The sequence below is a fragment of the Gordonia sp. UBA7599 genome, from assembly GCA_002477755.1.
GTDB lineage: Bacteria > Actinomycetota > Actinomycetes > Mycobacteriales > Mycobacteriaceae > Gordonia.
In genome coordinates this window covers 1-20,175 of sequence record DLKD01000105.1, presented here as the reverse complement: position 1 = coordinate 20,175, position 20,175 = coordinate 1, and the positions used below count along the sequence as shown (strand labels likewise).

The following is a 20,175-nucleotide window of genomic DNA, read 5'->3' as shown; positions in this document are numbered from 1 at the left end:
CGGGCCGCGATCAGCCACACCGGCCCCGACATGAGCAGCGGCAGCGCCGAGGCCACGGAGAACACCGCCAGGCCCGCGATCAGCACGACGCGGCGCCCGTAGCGGTCACCCACCGCGCCGGCGGGCAGGACCAGGCACGCCAGGATCAGGGTGTAGCCGTCGACGATCCAGGTCAGCTGCGATTGGGTCGCCCCGGTCGCGACCGCGATCAGCGGCAACGCCGAATACAGTGCAGCCATCGCCGCGACGACCAGCGCCACCGCCAGGCACGACACCGTCAGCATCCACCATTCGGCCCGCGCCAGCACACTGTGACCGTCAGTCGTTTCCGGTGCGTTCACCGGCACCTCCCACCCGACGAAACCATCGGTATCGCTTCGCTACCATGAGTATCACAGGCGAGAGTGGTTGCGATAGAGTCGAAATCGGACACATTCACCGCCGCCCGTTTCCTTGGAGGTCTTCCCGACCATGACCACCCGCGACCAGGCCGACACCCGCACCGGACCCGCCGCGCCCCACTCCGCCACCGGCGAGCAGGACGCGGATCTCGATCAGGCCGATCCGCGGTTGGCGCGCTCGCGGGCACGGTTGCTCGACGCGGCCACCCATCTGCTGGCCACCGGCGGTATCGACGCGGTCACCATCGACGCGGTCACCCGCACCTCGAAAGTCGCGCGCACCACCCTCTACCGGCACTTCGGCAGCAGCACCCACCTGCTCGCGGCCACCTTCGAACGCCTACTCCCACGCGTGGACACCCCACCCGACGACGGGCCCGTGCGCGAGCAGTTGATCGCGTTGCTCACCGCCCAAGCCGACCTGATCGAGAACGCTCCCCTCCAGCTGACCACCCTGTCCTGGCTGGCCATGGGATCCATTACCCCCGACCCCGGCGCACCCCCTGACTCGGGCGCGGTCACCTCCCTGCGCGCCCAGGTCATCCGCCGCTACCGCGAACCGTTCGACCACATCCTCACCAGCCCTGAGGCCCGCGCCCACCTCGGCGACCTCGACACCACCTTCGTCATCATCCAGCTGCTGGGCCCGATCGTCTTCGCTCGCCTCACCGGGCTGCACAGCATCGACCACCACGACTGCGCACGCCTGGTCGACGATTTCCTCACCGCCCACCACAACCACAACACCCGCAAGTAAAACCGACAAAAGCCCGCACGTACGGAGGTCGGGTCAACGGCTCTGGCTCAATTCGGGTGTGAGGGATACCAGAGCCGTTGATCGAACACTCCTGGACGAGGCCGCTGCTGCGTCGTCGTGTCCCGTGTCAAGTAGTTGGCAGGTTTTCGGTCTCGGGGAAAGTTGGGGATCCGAGGGCCGACCAGGCCAGGGTGGATCTGGATCGGCCGGTTCCAAGCGATGGCTTCGTGCGGCCGGACGGTGTTGTGCTCGACCCGGTAGGCGTCAGCGTGCTTCACCACGGCCAAGACGTCATCGATCTCCTCGAGGAACAGTCGCTCGTACTTCAGCGACCCGAAACCGCGTTCGCGCGAGCCGTTCTGGCCCGGCGACCTGACTCGGGTACCGACGTGGCGCAGTTCGGGGTGTGCGGTGACGAACGCCTCGAAGCGGAACGACCGGAACGGGCCGCCGTTGTAGGTCACGATCGTCGCCGCGGGCTCGAGACCACGGCCGGGCTCGCGTGGGCACGTTTCGGCCAGCGGGTGGTCGTACGACTGCTCGTAGTCGGCCAAAGCGCGCTCGATCGCGGTGATCGCGTTCGTGCTGGTTCGCCGTCGGCGACACATGCCAGGGATGCTCGTATTTGCTCCAGTAGTCCCGGCAATCCGCGATACGCCACGTCCCGCCAGCGGTGGTCTCGAACTCACTGAAGTCCAAACGCTACACCTGATTCGGGCCGGTGGGCTCGGCGGCGAACGCAGCCTTGCGGCTGGCGGCAGCAGACCCTCGTCTCGCAGGCACCGCAGCACGGTCGCCTGCGACACCGGGTGCCCGTCGCAACGGCACATCGCCCACACCTTGCGATGGTCGAACCGGACCGCCGCCAGCACTGCAGGTGGGAATTTTCGCAGGTACCAGCAGGAAGTATCCAGGGCCGCCAAGTGGCCGCGATCGCGCGGCAGTCGAGGTTTGGCCTGCGAGGTTCTCGGCTGACTCAGCGTGGGGTATGTCGCACCACCCGGTCTGCGTTCGCGGCGTGACTGAAGAGAGGCGTGACCACTAAGGCCGGGCAAGGTACTCGAAGTCGGACTGTCCGCCGCGGATCCTAACCCCACGATGTGAGCAGGGACCCGTGCTCGATGATCTAGAGAGGATTCCTAGATTTCGACGACGGCAAGCTCTCCTTCGGCATGCAGGGAGCGCAGGCGCTTCTTGTCGAACTTGCCGACCGAGGTCTTGGGCACCTCGGAGACGAAGCACCAACGCTCGGGCAGCCACCATTTGGCGACCTTGCCAACGAGGAAGTCACGCAGATGGGCAGGTGTGGGCTCGCGCCCGTCACGTACGACGATCACCGCGAGGGGACGTTCCTGCCACTTCTCGTCCGGCACCCCGATCACAGATGCCTCGAGCACATCGGGGTGTCCGGCGAGCAGCAGTTCGAGCTCGACCGAGGAGATCCACTCCCCGCCAGACTTGATCACGTCCTTTGTGCGGTCGGTCAGCGTGACGAAACTGCGTTCATCGATCCGACCGACGTCGCCGGTGCGCAACCAACCGTCCTGAAACTTCTCCCCGTCATCCTCTTCGCCGATGTACGAGCCGGTGATCCAAGGTCCGCGCACCTGCAGCTCGCCGACGGCTTCGCCGTCGTGCGGGAGCTCATTGCCCGCGTCGCCGACGATCCTCAATTCCACACCTGGAACCGGACGGCCTTGAGTGGCTCGCAGGCGCCACCGCTCCTGCGTGTCGAGCGATGCCGGCGGACGCGCGACGGTGGCCAGCGGCGAGGTCTCGGTCATTCCCCACGCCTGGACAACCTGTACGCCGTACTTCTCCTCGAAGATCTCCATCAGGTGAACGGGCACGGCGGAGCCACCGCAGGCAACCAGGCCGAGAGAGGAGATGTCGTAGCTGGGGTTGGCCTCCACGAAGTTCAGCACGTCGTTCCAGATCGTCGGGACCGCGCCTGCGACGGTTGGCTTCTGGGCATCGATGAGCCGTACCAGCGGCTCGGCCTGCAGGAACCGGTCAGGCATGAGAAGGTCGGCACCTGCCATGAGGGCGGCATAGACCAGTCCCCAGGCGTTGGCATGGAACATCGGCACAATAGCGAGGATCCGGTCATCGCAGCCGACTCGCAGTCCGTCGGCGGCGCAGGCCGCCATCGAATGCAGGTAGGTCGACCGGTGGCTGTAGGCGACGCCTTTGGGGGTCCCGGTGGTACCGGAGGTGTAACACATGGCGGCTGCTGACTGCTCATCGAGGTCAGGCCAGTCGAACGTCTCGGGCTGAGCGGAGATGAACTCCTCGTAACCCACGACTGTGAGCCCGTCACGGTGCAGCGGGGTGAGGTCCACCCCCCCGGTCACGACGACGGTGTGCACACTGGTGATGTGCGGCAGCACGGGGGCCAGCAGCGGGACCAGGCTTCCGTCGAGAATCACGACCCGGTCCTCGGCGTGGTTGCCTATGTAGACGAGTTGATCTGAGGCGAGGCGTAGATTGAGAGTGTGCAGTACCGCGCCCATCGAGGGCACCGCACAGTAGGCTTCCACATGTTCCTGGTTGTTCCACATAAAGGTTGCGACGCGCTCATCGCCTGTGATCCCGCAACCGCGCAACGCGTTGGCCAACTGGGCGGACCGCCGTCCGATCTCGGCGAACGAGGCGACCTTCACGCTCCCGTCGGGCTGCAAGGTCCGCACGGTTGCCGAGCCATGCACACTCGAGCCGTGGCGCAGAATCGCCGCAGTTGTCAACGGGACGTTCATCATCGTGCTCTGCATAGCATTCCTTGTTGAGAGAGTTGCCTTCGAACACAGCGATCCGGAGACCGAGCGTCCGGGGAAAAGTGGGGCTGTCAGCGATCTGCAGCCATAAGCGAGCTTGAAGCAGACTCCAGGGACTCGACCAGGTCCAACTCCAGCTCTGGCAGCCGGCTAGCCGCCAAAGACATCCCGGCCGCGCGCGCTCGCACATCAACGTCGCGCCGGATACCGGCACGTGCAGTCTCGGTCCATGCCTGCGCACAACGGCTGGCGGAGACGGCGAGTTGAGCGGTGGCGAAGTCGCCGGTCAGGCGTGCGACATCCGCGCAGCCATCGGCGAGCAATCGGCGGAACAGCCCGCCGCCGGTACCTGCCTTCTCGATAAAAGCGCTCAGGCTGAACAGGAGGATCTCGAGGTCGTCTATCGGAAGATCGGCCCAGGTCCGAACGTCGGCCGCCAGCTGTACGACCGCAGCTAGGCCCTCGGCCCCGGCCGCCGCTGTCGTGAGATCGACGATCCCGGGCTGCGACGGGCGGCGCATACTGGCCGCGGACTGGCGAAATGCCTCTGCCGCTACTTCCGCCACGTCTGGCAGCGCGTCCGGCCAGATGATGCGGTAGGTGCAGTGGCGCGTCGGTTCCGGGAAAGACTTCGAGGACCGCGCCCGAGCCAGCGCATCGAGCGGGACCTCCTGCACCTCGGCGCGGTCATTGTCCACGACAAAAGCGATCCCCTCGGCCTCGTCGTGACCGATCACGACGATATCGTGGCGACTCATCCGCAACTGGACCCGCAGGTACGGCAACTCACCGATGTCGCCCCACACCAGACTGGGTCTGCCTGCTTCGATCTCGTCGAGAACCCATGACCATCCCTCGCGAGGATCGTCGGTCGTGAGAACGTGGACCTGTCCGCCGAGTCGGCGGGGTAGATCGACTTCGAAGTCGGCACCTCGTCCCACCAGGTACAGCGGTGGGACGAGGTCGCTCGACCGGAGGTAGGATAGCCCCACCGCGCCACCGAGCGCGAACACCAGACCTTCGTCGGGCGGTCCATCCCACCCCAGACCATGCCAGTGCAGAAGATCGCGCATCGCGCCAGAGCCGCAATGCCCCGCCATCCGATGCGGGTAGTCCTTGATCAGGGTTCTGCGGGGCATAGGAGTTCCTCTTCGGTGGATCGGCGCACGACGGGGTTCGAAGACTGGATCAGTTGCTCCGGATTCTGTCCAGGTAGGCCTGGCGTATCCTCATGTCGACGTCGTCGAGGAACACCGAGTCCGTGCCCAGGGCCGATCCGAGCCAGGTAGCCAACCGACCGGGGACGAACTTCATCGCGGCGACCATGCCGCCGGCGAGGCGGGTGACACGCACGAAAGAACGCGGATTCTCGATCAGATCGGCTGTCGCTCGAGCGATCTCCTCGGGCTCGGCGTTGCGCAGTCCCTTGGCCCCAGCCGTCCCAGCGACGAGCTCGGTGTTGGTGAACGTAGGCCGGACCGTGGACAGCTGGACCCCGGACTTGCGGTATTCCTGTCGTGCTGCCTCAGTGAACCCGATGACCGCGAACTTGGTGCCGCAATAGGTCGCCAGACCGGGTACGGCGAGCTCACCGGCCAGTGATGCGGTGTTGATGATGTGCCCGGCACGCCGCGGCAGCATCCGTTGGAGGGCGAGTTTGGTCCCGAAGATGACTCCCAGGACGTTGATCTCGACCTGCCGCCGGGTCACCGCGTCGGCTTCCTCGTGGGCGTGCCCGGTGGGCATGATGCCCGCGTTGTTGATCAGCACGTCGAGGGGGCCGAGGCCCCCCTCGACCAGGTCGAGAAATTCGCGGAACGAGTCGGGATCGGTGACATCGAGGCGGGTGACGACCTTCACCCCGAGCTCGACGGCGGCCTCTTTGGCACGTGCCTCGTCGACGTCGCCGATGGCGACGCGGTGGCCTCGTCGGATCAGCTCCTTCGCGGTCTGGTAGCCGATGCCGCGGGCTCCGCCGGTGATCGCCACAGTCTTGGCGGCAGTGTGGGGGATGTGCGTCGTCACTTGCTGTTCTCCTTGTTCAGGCCGAGGCGTTGCCACAGGCCGCGGCCGGCTGCCGCGCGCAATACTCTTTCGGCGATGGCCGCACGCCGGGAGGTGTACGGGTACCACGTGAGTTCTCGTGCCGGGACAGGAATCCGCGGCTCGGTCACCGCCTGGACCCGGCAGTACTTGTGCAGCCCGTAGGCACCGCCGAGCCGCGCACCGATACCCGATGCCTTCCATCCACTGTGCGGCAGTGTGGTGGCGAAGAGGTTGCTGAAGACGTCGTTGATGTTGACCGCACCCGCGTCCAGGCGTTTCGCAATGCGCTGTGCCCGAGCGTGGTCGCGGGTCCACACCGTCGCAGACAGGCCGTACGCCGAGTCGTTGGCCAGACGGATGGCCTCGTCTTCATCCGCGACCAGCATCACCGGGATCGTGGGGCCGAAGGTCTCCTCGGTCATGCAAGCCATCGTGTGGTCGACACCGACCAGGACGGTCGGAGCGTAGTAGTTCCCGACCGCACTCCGGGTTCCGCCGGCCAGGACCCGCGCACCCGCCGCCACCGCCTGGCTGACGTGGCGATCGGCGATCTCGACCTGCCTCGCAGTGACCATCGCACCCACGTCGTCACCTGTCGCCGCACCCTGGGCCAGGGAGCGCACCCTCTGCGTCAGCCGGGCCACGAACTCGTCGTAGATCTCAGCTACCACGTATACCCGCTCGACGGAGATGCAGACCTGCCCTGCGTTGAACAGACCGCCCCACGCGATCCCCTCCACCGCACGAGCAAGGTCGGCGTCCTCCAGCACTATCGCCGGATCCTTACCGCCCAGCTCCAGGCTCACCGGCTTCAGGTGCTCGGCGCAGCGGATCGCGACCGCACGCCCGGTGGCTGTCGAGCCGGTGAACTGCACGAAGTCAGCGGCGTCCACCACCGACGCACCCGCTTCGCCGGCACCCACAACATGGGCCAAGACCGGAGGGGCGCCGATCTCGTGCCAGCCCTCGACGACCCGCGCACACGTCAGTGGCGTCTCCTCCGAGGACTTCGCCAGGACCGCGCATCCGGCAGCCAACGCGGGCGCTGCATCCATGAGGAAGAGGGTGATCGGGAAGTTCCAGGGCGTGATGAGCCCGACAACCGGATATGGGTGGTAGGTCTTGGACAGCCGCTTCGGCAGACTCAACAGACTCGAGGACCTGACCTGCTCGCCAGCGAGAAACCTCTCGGCGTTGTCAGCGTAGTAGGTGATGAATTCGCACGACGCGGTCGTCTCCACGAGGGCATCTGGGCGCACCTTGCCCGTTTCGGCTTGCAGCAGATCGGTGAGCTCGTCGGTGTGAGCCAGGATCCAGTCCCGCCAGCGATGCAACCATCTGGCGCGTTGCCGCGGGCCAGCCTCGACCCACCCGACCTGGGCGCAGCGGAGGTCAGCCGCGACACCGTTCACGGTCTCGCGATCATCCACAGGGACGGTTGCGATCAGCCGGCCATCGGCTGGGTTGCACACGTCCAAGGCGTCCGCTGCGGTCGCCGTGCTCATCGGTCCTCCAGGGGTGAGTGGAACCCACCGGAGATCCCGTCGGGCTGGGTGCGGCTGGTGGGTGTGTCGGTGAAAGCGTCAGCGATCACGTCAGCGCGCTTGAACATCAACGGTCCATAGGTATGCCGAAGCTCGGTCAGGATCGCGTTCAAAGGCAGATCGTCGAAGATGCCGCGCTCGCGGACGTACTCCATATGCTGGGCTCCGTCGGCGGTGAAGGCGTGCAGGAGTGCGTCGCGATCACCGTCGAAATCCACCGGCGGCACACCGAAACGCGCACACAACTCGGTGTTGAACGCAGGCGTCGCCTTCAACCACCGGCCGTCGATGTAGAGACGGCTGTAGCCGTGATAGACGAACAGGTCTGTGCCGCCCATGAGCGCTCGCAGCGCTTCGGTCTGCAGGTGATTGCGGACGTCAGCGAAACCCAGCAGCGCCGGAATCCCTGCCGCTCGGCACACCGCGGTCAAGAGCACCGCCTTCGGGACGCAATAGGCGCGCCCGGACTCGAGGACGAAGCTGGCTCGATAGTGGGCGGGATTGTCCGACACCGTGTAGGGGTCGTACCAGATCTGGTCACGGACGGCGGTGAAGAGGCGATTGGCCTTGTCCCGGTCGGTGCTCGCATCCCCAACCGCGGCGGCGGTGAATGCCCGGACGGACTCGTGCTCGATGTCGAGGAAGTCGGTCGCCCCCAAGAACGCCACCGGTGCCGGATTCATCTGCGCTCCAGGGTGATCGGCAACCCGTCGACAGGAATGGGGAGCGAGGTGTTGTCCCATCTCACTTCATACTGGTCGGGGACCGACCAGGTGTAAGTGCGCAGCATGTGGTGCAGGATCGCCTTGACCTCGAGGGTGCCGAAGTGCAGACCAATGCACTTGTGCACTCCTCCGCCGAAGGGGATCCACCCGAAACGGTGATTCTGGTCCTCATGGCGCGGCTCGCTGAAACGGTCGGGGTCGAAGGTGTCGGGCTCGGTCCAGCACGACTCGTCGAAGTGGTTCACCGCAGGAGCCACGGCCACCAGGGTGTCCGCCGGGATGTGGCGTCCGGCAATCTCCACGTTCTCGATCGTCTTGCGCATCACGATCGGCACGGGCGCCACGAGGCGCAGCGTCTCCTTGATCACCAGGTCGAGAGTCGCCATCGAGTCCAGGTCGTCGATGTCGGGGCGGCGTTCACCGAGTCGGTCGGACTCGGCCCGAGCCCGTTCCTGCCAGGCTGGGTGCTTGGCGAGGAAGTAGGCGGCAGCGGTGGTGGTGATGGTCGAGGTATCGTGGGCCGCCATCATCAAGAAGATCATGTGGTTGACGACGTCCTCATCAGTGAACGCCTCACCGTCGGCCGTGCGCGCATGGCACAGCCCCGCAAAGAGGTCGTCTCCCTGGGCACTTCGAGCCGTCGGCAGATGCCGGGTGAAGTAGTCCTCCAGGAGCGTGCGCCCATGGACTCCGGCGCGCCACCGAGTCCCCGGCAGCGGGAAACGGATGATCGAGCTGGCTGCGCGCACGGTGGCCACGAAGGCGTCGTTGATGGCGTCAGTGTCCTCGCTCCCTCCCCGACCTGCCATGAAGACCTCCGTTGCGACGTCGAGAGTCAGGGCCTTCAACAGTGGGTAGATGCGCGTGGACCGGCCCGCTGTCCACCTGCGGATGCTGGTCTCCAGCGTCGGGCCGAGCTGGTCGACGTAGCCGGCGAGCCGGTCGCGGGTGAACGCCTCCTGCATGATCCGCCGATGCATCCTGTGCTCGTCGAAGCTCATCAGCATCAGGCCCCGGTGAAAGAAAGCATCGATGAGATAGGTCCACCCGTCCTGGGAGAACGACTTCGCCTTGGTCGTCAGCGCCTCCTGTGTGGCATCCGCGCCCGCCACCATCACGATTCTCGTGCCGAAGGCGCCCATCCACCAGACCGGTCCGAAGCGTTGGTACCTGGCCCGGGTGAAGTTGGAGCCGAACCTGATGTAGTCCAGGGTGTGACCGAGCAGAGGCATGCCCGCGGTCCCTCGGACGGGCTCGAGCCCCGACCCCGCCGGGGGCGGGGCGAGCTCACGAACAGGCCACTGGTCGCTGACCCCTAGCAGGGTCGCGTCGGCCCGACTCGGCAATGGTGCCAGGAATACCGACGAGAGCCGCTCACGACCCTTCGCCAGCGGGAGCTGGATGATGTTCGTCACTGACGTTCCTTTCCGAAATGTGGGCCCGTACTCGCTGTTGTCGTACCATCGCCGCCAAGGGACCGATCACCTCAGACAGAGCCTGCGAGCACCAGTTCGGTCCGGCCAATGGGGAGTCGCTGCGTGATGACCCGCTTGCTGAACATGAAGTGACGGGGCCGGTTGATGCAGTCGGCGGCGATGAGCTCGCCCGCACGCAGGTAGAAGCAGGTGAAGTCGCGGTCCCGGGTCGGGTCGCCGCTGAGGACGACTTCGTCGTACCCGGTGTTGAGACCGGCGATCTGGAGCTTGAGATCGTATTGATCCGACCAGAACCATGGAAGCGCCGCGATCATCTTGGACTTGCCGCAGACGGTCGCGGCCGCCACCTTGGCCTGCTCACCCGCACTCGGCACGGACTCCAGGCGTATGCGACGGCCGTAACGGGCCATGTCATGGCTGGCGCAGTCCCCAGCCGCCACGATGTCGGGGTCGCTGGTCCGGGTCTGGTCGTCGATCACGACGCCGTTGTCGACGACCAGACCCGCGGCGGCGGCGAGCTCGGTGTTCGGCTCAACGCCGATACCGACAATGACGAGGTCGGTGGGAATTGATTCGCCACTGGACAGGAACACCTCGCGGACCCTGCCGTCACCTGATAGAGCTTCGACCAGCGCGCCCGTCCGGATGTTCACGCCCTCCTCCCGGTGGATCCGGTCGAAGAACGCCGATACAGCGGGGGCGGTGACCCGTTCGAGGACGCGCTCGGTCGCCTCGAGTACAGTGACCTCCAGACCGAGCGCACGCAATGAGGCGGCCGTCTCCAGTCCGATGTAGCCGCCGCCGATGATCACAGCCCGACACCCGGGGCTGGTGGCCTCTCGGATCATCTCGACGTCCGCAGCGGTGCGTAGGTAGTAGACGCCGACCAGGTCGGCCCCCGGGATGGAAAGCCGTCGAGGGCGGGCCCCAGTGCACAGCGCGAGCTTGTCGTAGGGCAGCGCGTCGCCGGTGCTCAACACGAGATGACCAGCCGAGCGGTCGATCGCCTCCACCTTCGCATTCAGGAGTTGGATCCCCTGCTCGGTGTAGAATTTGGCGCTGCGGATCGCGAGTTCGTCGAGCGTGCTCTTCCCCGCCAGGTAACCCTTCGACAGCGGCGGGCGTTGATAGGGCAGCGCCGACTCCTCGCCGATGAGGACGATCTCACCGGTCCACCCTTCCTGGCGCAGACTGGCCGCGAGTTGGGCCCCGGCATGGCCGGCCCCGACGATGAGGGCCCGCTGCGAGGTCATGCGCTGGATTTCGGGGTGAGGCGGACCATCATCTTGCTGATGCCCCTCACGAAATTGGACTGCACGTACTCTGGCTCGCCGACGACCTCGATATTGTCGAAACGGGGAAGCAACTCCTCCCACAGGATCCGCAGCTGGAGCTCGGCCAGCCGGTTGCCCATACAACGATGGACGCCGAAGCCGAAGGAGATGTGGTTGCGGGCGTTGGCCCGGTCGATGATGAACTCATCGGGCCGTTCGAACACGCGCTCGTCGCGGTTGCCCGAGGCGTACCACATCACTACTTTGTCGCCCTTGCGGATGAACTGCCCGTTCAGAATGGTGTCGGCCTTGGCGACCCGGCGCATATAAGCCAGCGGGGTTTGCCACCGGATGATCTCCGAGCCCATGTTGGGGATCAGGTCGGGGTTTGCCTTCAGCTTCTCGAACTGATCGGGGAAGCGGTTCAGCGCAAGAACACCGCCGCTCATCGAGTTGCGGGTCGTGTCGTTGCCTCCGACGATCAGCAGCACGAGGTTGCCCAAGAATTCCATCGGGCGGTCGATCAGGTCCTTGGTGTTCTCGTTGCTCTGCAACATGGTGATCAGATCGAAGCCGGGTTCCTCCCCGGCAGCCATCCGCGCTGCCTTGTCGTGCCAGAGAGCGCTGAGACCTCGCGCCATGTCGCGCATGCCGGGGAACACCTCGTCGTTGTCCGAGGGCCCGCCGTTGGCTTGCTCCAGCGACGTCGCGAGATCTGACCAGTAGACGAGCTTGCGACGCTGCTCGTACGGGAAGTCCAGAAGGGTGGCAAGCATCCGAGCGGTCAACTCGATCGAGACGTTCTGCACCCAGTCGAACGGCTGATCCACGGGCAGGTCGTCCAGCACCTCCTGCACACGCGATCGAATCAGCCCCTCCATCTCACGCAGGTTCTTCGGCGCAACAACGCCTTGGACAGCGGCCCGCTGCGCGTCGTGGCGTGGCGGATCCATCGCGATGAACATCGCGATATCAAGGAAACGAGGCGGGGCCCCGATGACAATGAACGGCTCGGCGGAGAAGAGCTCGTGGTTCTTGTCCACGGCCACGATGTCGGCATGCCGCGTGACAGACCAGAACGGACCGAACGCACTGTTGGGCTGGTAGTGGACCGGCGCCTCGTTGCGCAAGCGCTCGAAGTAGGACTGCCAGCGCCCCTGGCGATAGAGAAAAGGGTTGCTGAGGTCGATGTCGGCGAGCTCGACGTCCTCGACCGGCGGGATAGGACTCTCGACGAAGAGCTTCTCTCCGTTCGTCCCGGTCACCCATCGCCGGGTCTTGTCATACAGATGCGCGCCCTGGATCTGCAGATCCATCGGGATGGTCGACTGAACCTTGGCGGTGATTGCTTCAGGAATCTTCATCAGGTCTTAACCGTTTCTCGCCGTCACATCTGGAATTCGGGTAGTTCGACGATCAAGCCGTCCCACGCCGCCGACGCCGCCATCTGGCAGGACAGCCGGGAGGTCGGCTGGCGCTCGGGGTTCATCGCGAGCATCTCCTCCTCCTCGGGACCCGAGAGGCCGACCTGCTCGGACCATTGCGGATCGACGATCACATGACAGGTACCGCACGCGGCTTCGCCTCCGCAGTCGCCGTCGATGCCGGGCACCGCGTTGTTGGTCGCGACCTGCATCAGCGACTGCCCTTCCTCGATGGGCGCCTCGTGCTTCTGGCCATCGTGGGAGACAAAGGTGACAACTGCCATAGCCAACTCCTGGATACGTCGTCTTCAATGTGAACTTGGTCAAAGTGTTGTCGAAGACGAGCGCGGCGGCTATGTTCGGCAGAGTCAGAAACTTGTGAATTCGGCTCAAAGGGGACCAGGGTGAACCTCAACGAGGAGGGTGTGCCTCCACTCATGTTCGCGCAATTGCTCGAGAGCCAAGCACTCGACTCAGACGCTGTCGCGCGGCTTCGCAACATCATGGCTCGCGAAGGAATCGACGAGACGACGTTGATCCAGCGGAACATCCAGGCCCCGATACGGTGGTTTCGCGAGGTGTACCCCGCACTCGATGTCGACCAGGCAACTACGCTCGGCTTCGCGTTCGCCGAGCAGGCTCAGTTGACGTCCTTTGGCCCGTTGAGCTTTCCTCTGGTCAGTGCAGGTTCGGTAGCCGAGATCGTCGAGCTGCTCACCTATCTGCCTTTGATCTCGACGGCCCTCAGCCCACAGTTCCACCCAAGAGACGAGGGGCTTACTGTGGGGCTCAGCGCACATACAGGCGATCCGGCCCTGAACTGCCTGGTCGTCGCGTACAGCGGGTCGGCGCTCCTGCGCCTGCTTGACATGCTCGCTGGCGATGTGCCGACCGTCACCCTCCATCTGAGCTGGTCGGCGCCGAACTTTCTGGCCAATCATGAGGACGCCCTAGCTGGGCGCCTGTACTTCGACGCTCCGACGTCATTCCTTCGTGTCCCCGCGGATACCCTCAACGAGGTATGTAGGTTCTCCGATCCCGTCGCCTATCGCCTCGCCATCGTTGATCTGCAGCAAACCCTCGAACAGCGAAGCAGAACCACGTCTTTCTCGGAGAAGGTGCGACGGCTCCTGGAGGAGGATCCCGGCAAACGAAGTAACGACTGGGTCGCACACGAGCTCTCGATATCCCGTAGCACACTCAAGCGGCGCCTGTCCGAGGAGGGGACCACCTTTCGCGAGTTGCGCGAATCATTCCTGCGTGATCGTGCGATGCTGCGGCTGCTCGACCGATCGATGTCGGTGAGTGAGATCGCTGCGGATCTCGGATACAGCGACCTCGCCAACTTCTCTCACGCCTTCAAGCGGTGGACTGGTCGCTCTCCACGCGAATTTCGGCACGAATAACCTACCCGTCCCGCCGCTGGTATAAAAAAGGCTGCGCGAAGTGGTGGACTTCGGATCAGCCTCGAACATGCACAGTGATCAGCGAGTCATATTGAGAATACTAGCTTGCCCGACCGCGGCGCCCAACTATCGGCTGTCCGCCAGATGTCGGCGCATGTTCGGCCCGTCCAGGGCGATGATCTCGGCGCCGGCGACGATCCGGTTGAGGATCGATTCGGCGATGACCGCGTCCTGGAGCGACTTGTACCAGTCCGGCGGATCGAACTGCGAGGTCACCAGAGTCGAACCTCGACCTTCACGAGCGGCCAGGATGTTGAGCAACTCGGCCGCGGTGTGCGCAGCCACCGGCGTCGTCAGGAAGTCATCCAGGACCAGCAGGTCACAGTTGTGCAGATCCGTCAGGAAATCCAACCGCCGCTGCGAGGTCGGTTCCAACACGGCGAGCCGGTTGGCCAGATCGTCGAGCCGGAAGAACCTCGCGCTGTAGTACTTTCGGCACGCGGCATTGAGCAGTGCCAGAGCCACATAGGTCTTGCCCACGCTGGACTGACCGAGCACGACAAGATTGCGGGTCGACTCGATCCATTGACAGCTGGAAAGCCGTGCGATTAGCTCCCGATTGAGGTTGCGGTCAGCCAGATAACGGATCTCTTCTACGCAGGCATCAGGGTTTGGCGTTCTGGAGGCCTTGAGTAGTTTCTGGGTCCGACGTTCCTGTCTGGCCGTGATCTCCTTATCCAGCGCGTGGAAGATCTTCTGGGAGAAGGTCCACTCGTCGCAGGCGGGATCGTTGGCCAGCTCGATGACGGTCTGCCCGAACGCGGTCATACGCAGCTGCGTGAACAACGGCATGTCCGCGTCGGTGAGGTGACGATCGATCACTTGGCCCCTCCCTCATCCGTCAAGTCGGCTCCGGTGGCTCCGGTCAAGGCAGAAAGGCTGAACTGCTCGGGCCCGGCCAGATGCGCCCCGGTGGTGTCGCGCTGTCCCGCCGGTGGCGCTACCGACGCAGCAGTCGCTGGTTCCGCCGCGGTGGTCGGTCGTGCGGCGGCCTGGGCCCGCAGCGCCGCCAGGCGTTGCTTGACCGCGGTGTAGGAGATCGCCCGTCGGGTCTGTTCGGAGACAAGTTGCCCGCAAGCCCGCTCGAGGAGTTGTTTGTCGCTCTTCCCCAGGGCGAGGATGTTCTGGCACGAGCGGTAGCCCTGGGCCTCTGTCAACGGCCAGTTTGATGTCCCCGCTGGTGGCCAGGTAAAAGTCCCCACCCTGTGCGGGATGTTCTAGGTGGGTGGTACCTCCGTTCGGTGTGTCATGCGGTAGGAATCGCCGTCGGTGATGACGATGGTGGCGTGGTGTAGGAGCCGGTCGAGGATGCTGGCGGCGGTGGTGTGTTCGGGCAGGAATCGTCCCCATTGTTCGAAGGGCCAGTGACTGGCGATCGCGAGGGAGCGGCGTTCGTAGGCGCCGGCGACGAGCCGGAACAGCAGTTGGGTGCCGGTGTCGTCGAGCGGGGCGAATCCGATCTCGTCGAGGATGAGCAGGTCTTGGCGTAGCAGGGTGTCGATGGTTTTGCCGACGGTGTTGTCAGCCAGTCCGCGATACAGGGTCTCCACGAGGTCGGCGGCGGTGAAGTACCGCACTTTGTGCCCGGCGTGCACTGCGGCGATCCCCAGCCTGAAGCGCCCTGGGTTTCGTTCCGTGGTTACACGGTCGCGGGCGCGGTCGTCGTGGTGTGAGTGTAGGTCGCTTCGACGTTCGCCGGGGTGCGGTAGCCGAGAGCTTCGTGGAGCCGGGAGGTGTTCCACCAGTGGACCCAGCCCATCGTGGCGAGCTCAACCTCGCTGACTGACTCCCAGATCCGCTTGGAGTAGATCAACTCCGCCTTGTATAGGCCGTTCACTGTCTCGGCCAGCGCGTTATCGTAGCTATCGCCGACGGTACCTACTGAAGCCGTAACTCCCGCGGCGAGCAGAGCGTCCGAATAGGCGAGCGAAACGTATTGACTACCCCTGTCGGAATGGTGGATCAATCCGCTTTCGTTCCTGCTCACCCCGGTGGACTGCAGTGCATGCTCCAGTGCGAGCAATGGCAGAGACTCCGTGTGGAGCGTGGGCGCGACCGCCCAGCCGACAATTCTGCGACTGAAGACATCGGTAACGAATGCGACGTAGCAGAACCCGGAGAGCATCCGGACGTAGGTGATGTCGGCGACCCAAAGCTGCTGCGGTCGATCCGCGACGAACCGCCGTTCAACGAGGTCCGGGCGCTGGTCATCTCCGTCTGCGGAGCAGGTGGTGACGGGCTTTCGACCTCGGCGAACGCCCTGCAGGCCGGCGATCTTCATCAGCCTCGCGACCTGGTCGCGACCGACGTTCCATCCTGCGTGGCGCATTGCGTGCCACATCTTCCGGACCCCATAGACGCTGTAGTTCGCCTGATGAATCCGCTGCACCTCCTCCGCCAGCATCTCGTCCCGAACGCTGCGAGCGGAGGCCGGCCTGTTCTTGGCAGCGCGGTATCCGCGGGAGGTGATGAACCCACATTCTGTCGCACTGAGGATGCGGCAGATGGCCTCGACCCCGAACTTCTCGCGATGCATGTCGACGAACGCGATCATTTCGTCGTGGGGCGGTCGAGTTCCGCTGCGAAAAACGCTGAGGCGGCCTTCAGGATCTCGTTCGCACGTCGCGCCTCGGCGAGCTCCCGCCGGAGACGGCGATTCTCCTCCTCGAGCGGCTCTCCCGGTCCGACCGGCTCGGTGGCGCCGTAGCGATTGCACCAGATCCGCAGCGTCTCTGTGCCGACACCGAGCTGCGGCGCGACGGCACGGATCGATGCTGCGCGAGGGCCGCCCTCGCGGGCTTGGCGGTCGTAGACCATGCGCACGGCACGCTCACGCAGCTCTGGACTGAACTTCTTGGGCATACTCCGATTCTCCTTGCTGAGACTCGGAACGGAACCCAGGGCGCTTCAACGCACCCCACGTCGTCGCCCTCGTCCGAGCCGGCAAGACCTTCGAGAAAGGCAAACTCGTCGAATCCGACACCCCATCAACATCGCAAGAGGAGGCCGCCTGAAACAACCTCATCCACAGGTCTTGACAATATCTCCGATACGAAGGCGCCATTTGCACTGACAATTGAGACCGCGCTCCTCGTGGGAGTTATCACGCTGTCGGGCGAGGGGCGGGTGCTCCATGACCTTGGGGGCTGGGCCGTAGTCTGGTACGTCGTTGGCATCCTCCTCTTAGTAGCTAGCGTCCTATGTGCGGCCTGGGTTGTGCGTCCCCGGCTACGGGCCTCCAACCTCGAGGTTGAGGCGCCGGACAACTTTGTCTATTTCGGACACCTGCGGCACCTGACGCCCGAAGCCGTTCAGGATCGGCTCGAGGGCCCGACTCTTCTTCCGGTACTGTCGAAACAGCTCGTGGAGATGAGCAAGATAGCGTGGACAAAGCACCGGCTTGTGCAGTTGTCTATGAGTCTTTCTCCGATTGGCGTTATGGCACTTGGCATATGTGCGACATGCTGACTTGTGTGAGGCGATGCTCGGTCGTCAGAGCAGAGGGGTTGCCGCTGCATGGGCGCCGCAAGAGATCGATCTACGCCAAATGTTCGCCGAAAGTGACTTGGATGGCCGACCACATGGAGAATCAAAATTGACACGACTCATCGAGGCACGCATGTTCTGTCAGACTTCCGGGGGTAGCGCTGCTAATCTCCGCTGCATCTCGACAACCCTTCCCGCACTCCCGTCTCGATCCCGCTTCGCCGACTGAGTTCGCGGGATCGAGGCGGGGAAGCGGGAATGGCTACGACTCGCTAGCCTGCCAGCCCGTCACGCGTTCGATACGCAGCACCAACACCTTCTCGAACGGCTGACCGGTGTACTGCGGGTACCGCTCCTCAAGCAACTCCCCAAGTCGGCCGGCACGCTCAGCCGAATCGACCCGTCGCAACTCGGTCCGCACCCACCACAACTGCGCCCAGTCCACCGGGTCCCAATGGTCGACGAGGAGCGTCGCGCGCGGATCGGCCTCCAGATTGCGCTCGCGCTGTAGCCGCGTTGATTCCTTGGGCTTGACCCGGTCGACGGGAATCCCGACATGACCGTCGTCGACGGCGTACACCACCGGTACCGCGTCGACACCGCGACGAGGATGGACGGTCGCCAGAACACCATGGTCAGACGCCGCCAACCGCTCCCACGCCTGTGCATCCGGCAGCCTCATGACCCAGCCCCATCTAGCTTCATCGGCACTCCTCGGTCAACGCCGCGCGGCGCTGCTGAAAACGACACATATACCGGTCAGCTCGGTGATTATCACCGAGGTGACCGGATATGGGACAGATCTCCGCAGCAACTACCCGCGCTCTGGCAGCAACTCGCCCACACGCCCACGCACCTCGGCTTGGATCGCCGCCCGGATCGCTTGCACCGCGGGTTGCACCGACCTCTCCCGACGAGCAGACAGCGTGAAACCCAACCGCACCGCAACCTCGTCGCGCAGGATGCGGCGCAGCTCGGGGTGGCGGTCGGCGACGAAACAGGGCAGCAACCCGATCCCCCCGCCACAACGCACGGACTCCACCTGGGCGAAGACGCTCGTGGACATGACCCGCGGCGTGATACCGGGCAGGTGCTTGTCCAAATCGAGCTCACCGACGTGCAGTAGCGAATCGACGTACCAGACCAGCGTGTGCCGGTGCAGGTCGTCGACGGTCGTCGGCACACCCTCCTCCCGCAAGTAGCCGTCGGTCGCATACAGCCCGAGGAAGTAGTCGCTGAGCGGTTCACTCACGACCTGCCCGCTCGTCGGCGTCCCGACGGTGATCGCCGAATCAAACCCGGATTGGTGCAGGTTCGGCTCGCGCGTGGCGGTCAGCAGCTCGACGGTCAGATCGGGGTGCCGCCGGTGCAGCCCCGCCAACGCGGGCGCGACGAAGTAGGCGCCGAACGCATCGGGCGCGGTGACCCGCACGTTGCCGCGCAGCGTGCGCCCCTGATCACCCGCGACCGCCCCGGCAACCCGCTCGACGGCGTCCTCGATGGGCCCAGCCGTCTCCGCGACAGTCCGCCCGGCCTCGGTGAGCTCCCACCCGGCGGCGTTCTGCCGCACCAACTCGGTACCCAACGCGCGTTCCAAAGCGCGGATCCGCCGCGTCACCGTCGACGTATCGACGCCCAGATCCGACGCGGCCGAACGCCGGTTGCGCGAGCGTGCGACGGCCAGCAGGTAGCGCAAGTCGTCGGCGCGGATGGCGCGCGGATCGACCTGCGATCGACGACGATCAGACACCAATCCAGGATAGGCATGATCGCTCGCGCAAAGCCACAGCCCGGGGGCAATTCTGCACCACCCGGGGTGCGCCATTGCCCGTTGACCCATGTGACCCACGGCACCACGATGGACGAAGACCCCACACCGACGATCAGACCGAGGGCATGGCCGCCTTCATCGAGAAGCGCCCGCCGAACTTTACCCACCGCTGACGACCCACAGACCGCTGACGCGCAACAGAGGAGAACACCGTGAACCACCAGATCCCCCATTTCATCGACGGCAAGCGCGCCACCACCGTCGGAGATGCGAAGCCGTCGGGCCGCACCGCCGACGTCTTCGACCCCAGCACCGGGCAGGTGCAGGCCCAGGTCGTGCTCGCCTCAACCGACGAAGTGGCCGCCGCCGTCGACATCGCGTCGAAGGCGCAGAAGGAGTGGGCGGCGACCAACCCGCAGGCCCGGGCCCGCGTCATGATGCGCTTCGTCGACCTGGTCAACGAGAACATGGATGAGCTCGCCACCAAGCTGAGCCTCGAACACGGCAAGACTTTCCCCGACGCCAAGGGCGACGTCCAGCGCGGCATCGAGGTCATCGAGTTCTCCATCGGCATCCCGCACCTGCTCAAGGGCGAATTCACCGAGGGCGCCGGGAGCGGCATCGACGTGCATTCGGTGCGCCAGCCGCTCGGCGTCGTCGCGGGCATCACGCCGTTCAACTTCCCCGCGATGATCCCGCTGTGGAAGATCGGCCCGGCCATCGCCTGTGGCAACGCGTTCATCCTCAAGCCGTCCGAGCGCGACCCGTCGGTGCCGGTCATGCTGGCCGAGCTGTTCACGCAGGCGGGCCTGCCCGACGGTGTGTTGCAGGTCGTGCAGGGCGACAAGGAAGCCGTCGATGCGCTGCTCAACCACCCCGACGTGAAGGCGCTCGGCTTTGTCGGCAGCTCCGACATCGCCCAGTACATCTATGCGACGTCGGCGGCCAACGGGAAGCGTTCGCAGTGCTTCGGCGGCGCGAAGAACCACATGGTGATCCTTCCCGACGCCGACCTCGATCAAGCCGTCGACGCCCTCGTCGGCGCCGGCTACGGCAGCGCCGGTGAGCGCT

20 protein-coding genes, 1 pseudogene and 1 other annotated feature are annotated in these 20,175 nt (G+C 65.0%); of the genes and pseudogenes, 4 read left to right on the top strand and 17 right to left on the bottom strand.

The genetic code is table 11. The features are described 5' to 3' along the window. Nucleotides 1-284, bottom strand: a 284-nt coding sequence (locus B4L26_RS12145) for an MFS transporter (protein ID WP_290719119.1), incomplete at its 3' end; no start/stop codon positions are given. Between the two features lie 187 nt (nt 285-471). Between B4L26_RS12145 and B4L26_RS12140 the strand changes: the two genes are divergently transcribed. Further along, nucleotides 472-1,158 carry a TetR/AcrR family transcriptional regulator gene (locus B4L26_RS12140; RefSeq protein ID WP_008382024.1) on the top strand — a complete coding sequence of 229 codons (687 nt, stop codon included), beginning with the start codon at nt 472-474 and terminating at the stop codon, nt 1,156-1,158. A 47-nt stretch (nt 1,159-1,205) separates the two neighbouring features. Here the strand turns inward: B4L26_RS12140 and B4L26_RS12135 are convergent, their stop codons facing one another. The 10 genes from B4L26_RS12135 to B4L26_RS12090 all read right to left on the bottom strand — a co-directional run bounded on the left by B4L26_RS12135 (nt 1,206) and on the right by B4L26_RS12090 (nt 12,665). Continuing rightward, nucleotides 1,206-1,766 (bottom strand): integrase core domain-containing protein, encoded by a 561-nt coding sequence (locus B4L26_RS12135; RefSeq protein WP_003937322.1) that lies wholly within the window; start codon nt 1,764-1,766, stop codon nt 1,206-1,208. A gap of 531 nt (nt 1,767-2,297) precedes the next feature. After that, a complete protein-coding gene (locus B4L26_RS12130; RefSeq protein ID WP_003937321.1) occupies nt 2,298-3,929 on the bottom strand; it encodes a long-chain fatty acid--CoA ligase in 1,632 nt (543 codons plus the stop codon). 74 nt (nt 3,930-4,003) lie between these two features. Continuing rightward, entirely contained in the window at nt 4,004-5,071 is a 1,068-nt protein-coding gene (locus B4L26_RS12125; RefSeq protein ID WP_003937320.1) for a BtrH N-terminal domain-containing protein, read from the bottom strand. 49 nt (nt 5,072-5,120) lie between these two features. Beyond that, nucleotides 5,121-5,957 (bottom strand): SDR family oxidoreductase, encoded by an 837-nt coding sequence (locus B4L26_RS12120; protein WP_003937319.1) that lies wholly within the window; start codon nt 5,955-5,957, stop codon nt 5,121-5,123. Further along, nucleotides 5,954-7,483: an aldehyde dehydrogenase family protein gene (locus B4L26_RS12115; protein WP_003937318.1), complete on the bottom strand. Its 1,530-nt coding sequence runs from the start codon at nt 7,481-7,483 to the stop codon at nt 5,954-5,956. The genes B4L26_RS12120 and B4L26_RS12115 overlap by 4 nt, the downstream gene beginning before the upstream one ends. Next, entirely contained in the window at nt 7,480-8,205 is a 726-nt protein-coding gene (locus B4L26_RS12110) for a transglutaminase-like domain-containing protein (RefSeq protein WP_003937317.1), read from the bottom strand. Before B4L26_RS12110 ends, B4L26_RS12115 begins: the two co-directional genes overlap by 4 nt. Next, a complete protein-coding gene (locus B4L26_RS12105) occupies nt 8,202-9,662 on the bottom strand; it encodes a cytochrome P450 (protein ID WP_003937316.1) in 1,461 nt (486 codons plus the stop codon). The genes B4L26_RS12110 and B4L26_RS12105 overlap by 4 nt, the downstream gene beginning before the upstream one ends. Nucleotides 9,663-9,733: 71 nt before the next feature. After that, nucleotides 9,734-10,936 (bottom strand): NAD(P)/FAD-dependent oxidoreductase, encoded by a 1,203-nt coding sequence (locus B4L26_RS12100; RefSeq protein ID WP_003937315.1) that lies wholly within the window; start codon nt 10,934-10,936, stop codon nt 9,734-9,736. Further along, entirely contained in the window at nt 10,933-12,321 is a 1,389-nt protein-coding gene (locus B4L26_RS12095; protein ID WP_003937314.1) for a cytochrome P450, read from the bottom strand. The genes B4L26_RS12100 and B4L26_RS12095 overlap by 4 nt, the downstream gene beginning before the upstream one ends. 23 nt (nt 12,322-12,344) lie before the next feature. Next, a complete protein-coding gene (locus B4L26_RS12090) occupies nt 12,345-12,665 on the bottom strand; it encodes a 2Fe-2S iron-sulfur cluster-binding protein (RefSeq protein WP_003937313.1) in 321 nt (106 codons plus the stop codon). Between the two features lie 120 nt (nt 12,666-12,785). Here B4L26_RS12090 and B4L26_RS12085 point away from each other — a divergent pair, with 120 nt between their 5' ends. Then, nucleotides 12,786-13,787: a helix-turn-helix domain-containing protein gene (locus tag B4L26_RS12085; RefSeq protein ID WP_008382041.1), complete on the top strand. Its 1,002-nt coding sequence runs from the start codon at nt 12,786-12,788 to the stop codon at nt 13,785-13,787. A 126-nt stretch (nt 13,788-13,913) separates the two neighbouring features. Here B4L26_RS12085 and B4L26_RS12080 read toward each other — a convergent pair whose 3' ends face one another. From B4L26_RS12080 to B4L26_RS12065, 4 genes and pseudogenes are all read right to left on the bottom strand, one after another. Beyond that, nucleotides 13,914-14,669, bottom strand: coding sequence for an ATP-binding protein (locus tag B4L26_RS12080; protein ID WP_003937311.1), 756 nt, complete (start codon nt 14,667-14,669; stop codon nt 13,914-13,916). Then, nucleotides 14,666-15,004 carry a hypothetical protein gene (locus tag B4L26_RS12075; RefSeq protein ID WP_008382042.1) on the bottom strand — a complete coding sequence of 113 codons (339 nt, stop codon included), beginning with the start codon at nt 15,002-15,004 and terminating at the stop codon, nt 14,666-14,668. The genes B4L26_RS12080 and B4L26_RS12075 overlap by 4 nt, the downstream gene beginning before the upstream one ends. Before the next feature lie 60 nt (nt 15,005-15,064). Continuing rightward, a pseudogene (locus tag B4L26_RS12070) lies at nt 15,065-15,454 on the bottom strand (ATP-binding protein); the annotation flags it as partial. Nucleotides 15,455-15,486: 32 nt separating this feature from the next. Further along, nucleotides 15,487-16,709, bottom strand: a protein-coding gene (locus B4L26_RS12065) for an IS3 family transposase (protein ID WP_085948520.1) whose coding sequence is annotated in 2 segments (ribosomal slippage) — nt 15,487-16,430 and nt 16,430-16,709 — 1,224 coding nt in all. Because the reading frame shifts where the segments join, the coding sequence is not laid out codon by codon here. Continuing rightward, nucleotides 16,307-16,440: a sequence feature (AL1L pseudoknot), on the bottom strand. (Overlaps the previous gene by 134 nt.) A gap of 231 nt (nt 16,710-16,940) precedes the next feature. On the opposite strand from B4L26_RS12065, the gene B4L26_RS12060 reads away from it, so the two are divergent. Beyond that, nucleotides 16,941-17,315: a Pycsar system effector family protein gene (locus tag B4L26_RS12060; protein WP_006896938.1), complete on the top strand. Its 375-nt coding sequence runs from the start codon at nt 16,941-16,943 to the stop codon at nt 17,313-17,315. 280 nt (nt 17,316-17,595) lie between these two features. On the opposite strand, the gene B4L26_RS12055 is transcribed toward B4L26_RS12060, so the two are convergent. Next, complete coding sequence (locus B4L26_RS12055) at nt 17,596-18,015, bottom strand: pyridoxamine 5'-phosphate oxidase family protein (RefSeq protein ID WP_290719117.1); 420 nt, start codon at nt 18,013-18,015, stop codon at nt 17,596-17,598. A 132-nt stretch (nt 18,016-18,147) separates the two neighbouring features. Then, nucleotides 18,148-19,083, bottom strand: a complete 936-nt coding sequence (locus tag B4L26_RS12050) for a LysR family transcriptional regulator (RefSeq protein ID WP_290719116.1) — start codon at nt 19,081-19,083, stop codon at nt 18,148-18,150. Between the two features lie 233 nt (nt 19,084-19,316). On the opposite strand from B4L26_RS12050, the gene B4L26_RS12045 reads away from it, so the two are divergent. Continuing rightward, nucleotides 19,317-20,175: aldehyde dehydrogenase family protein (locus tag B4L26_RS12045; RefSeq protein WP_414651919.1), on the top strand; the 859-nt coding region annotated here is incomplete at its 3' end.

Bases quoted from the DNA above. Each gene is read 5' to 3' on its own strand.
- B4L26_RS12135 (WP_003937322.1), bottom strand. From the start codon at position 1,766: ATGTGTCGCCGACGGCGAACCAGCACGAACGCGATCACCGCGATCGAG.
- B4L26_RS12140 (WP_008382024.1), top strand. From the start codon at position 472: ATGACCACCCGCGACCAGGCCGACACCCGCACCGGACCCGCCGCGCCC.
- B4L26_RS12115 (WP_003937318.1), bottom strand. From the start codon at position 7,483: ATGAGCACGGCGACCGCAGCGGACGCCTTGGACGTGTGCAACCCAGCC.
- B4L26_RS12125 (WP_003937320.1), bottom strand. From the start codon at position 5,071: ATGCCCCGCAGAACCCTGATCAAGGACTACCCGCATCGGATGGCGGGG.
- B4L26_RS12055 (WP_290719117.1), bottom strand. From the start codon at position 18,015: ATGAGGCTGCCGGATGCACAGGCGTGGGAGCGGTTGGCGGCGTCTGAC.
- B4L26_RS12110 (WP_003937317.1), bottom strand. From the start codon at position 8,205: ATGAATCCGGCACCGGTGGCGTTCTTGGGGGCGACCGACTTCCTCGAC.
- B4L26_RS12130 (WP_003937321.1), bottom strand. From the start codon at position 3,929: ATGCAGAGCACGATGATGAACGTCCCGTTGACAACTGCGGCGATTCTG.
- B4L26_RS12100 (WP_003937315.1), bottom strand. From the start codon at position 10,936: ATGACCTCGCAGCGGGCCCTCATCGTCGGGGCCGGCCATGCCGGGGCC.
- B4L26_RS12095 (WP_003937314.1), bottom strand. From the start codon at position 12,321: ATGAAGATTCCTGAAGCAATCACCGCCAAGGTTCAGTCGACCATCCCG.
- B4L26_RS12090 (WP_003937313.1), bottom strand. From the start codon at position 12,665: ATGGCAGTTGTCACCTTTGTCTCCCACGATGGCCAGAAGCACGAGGCG.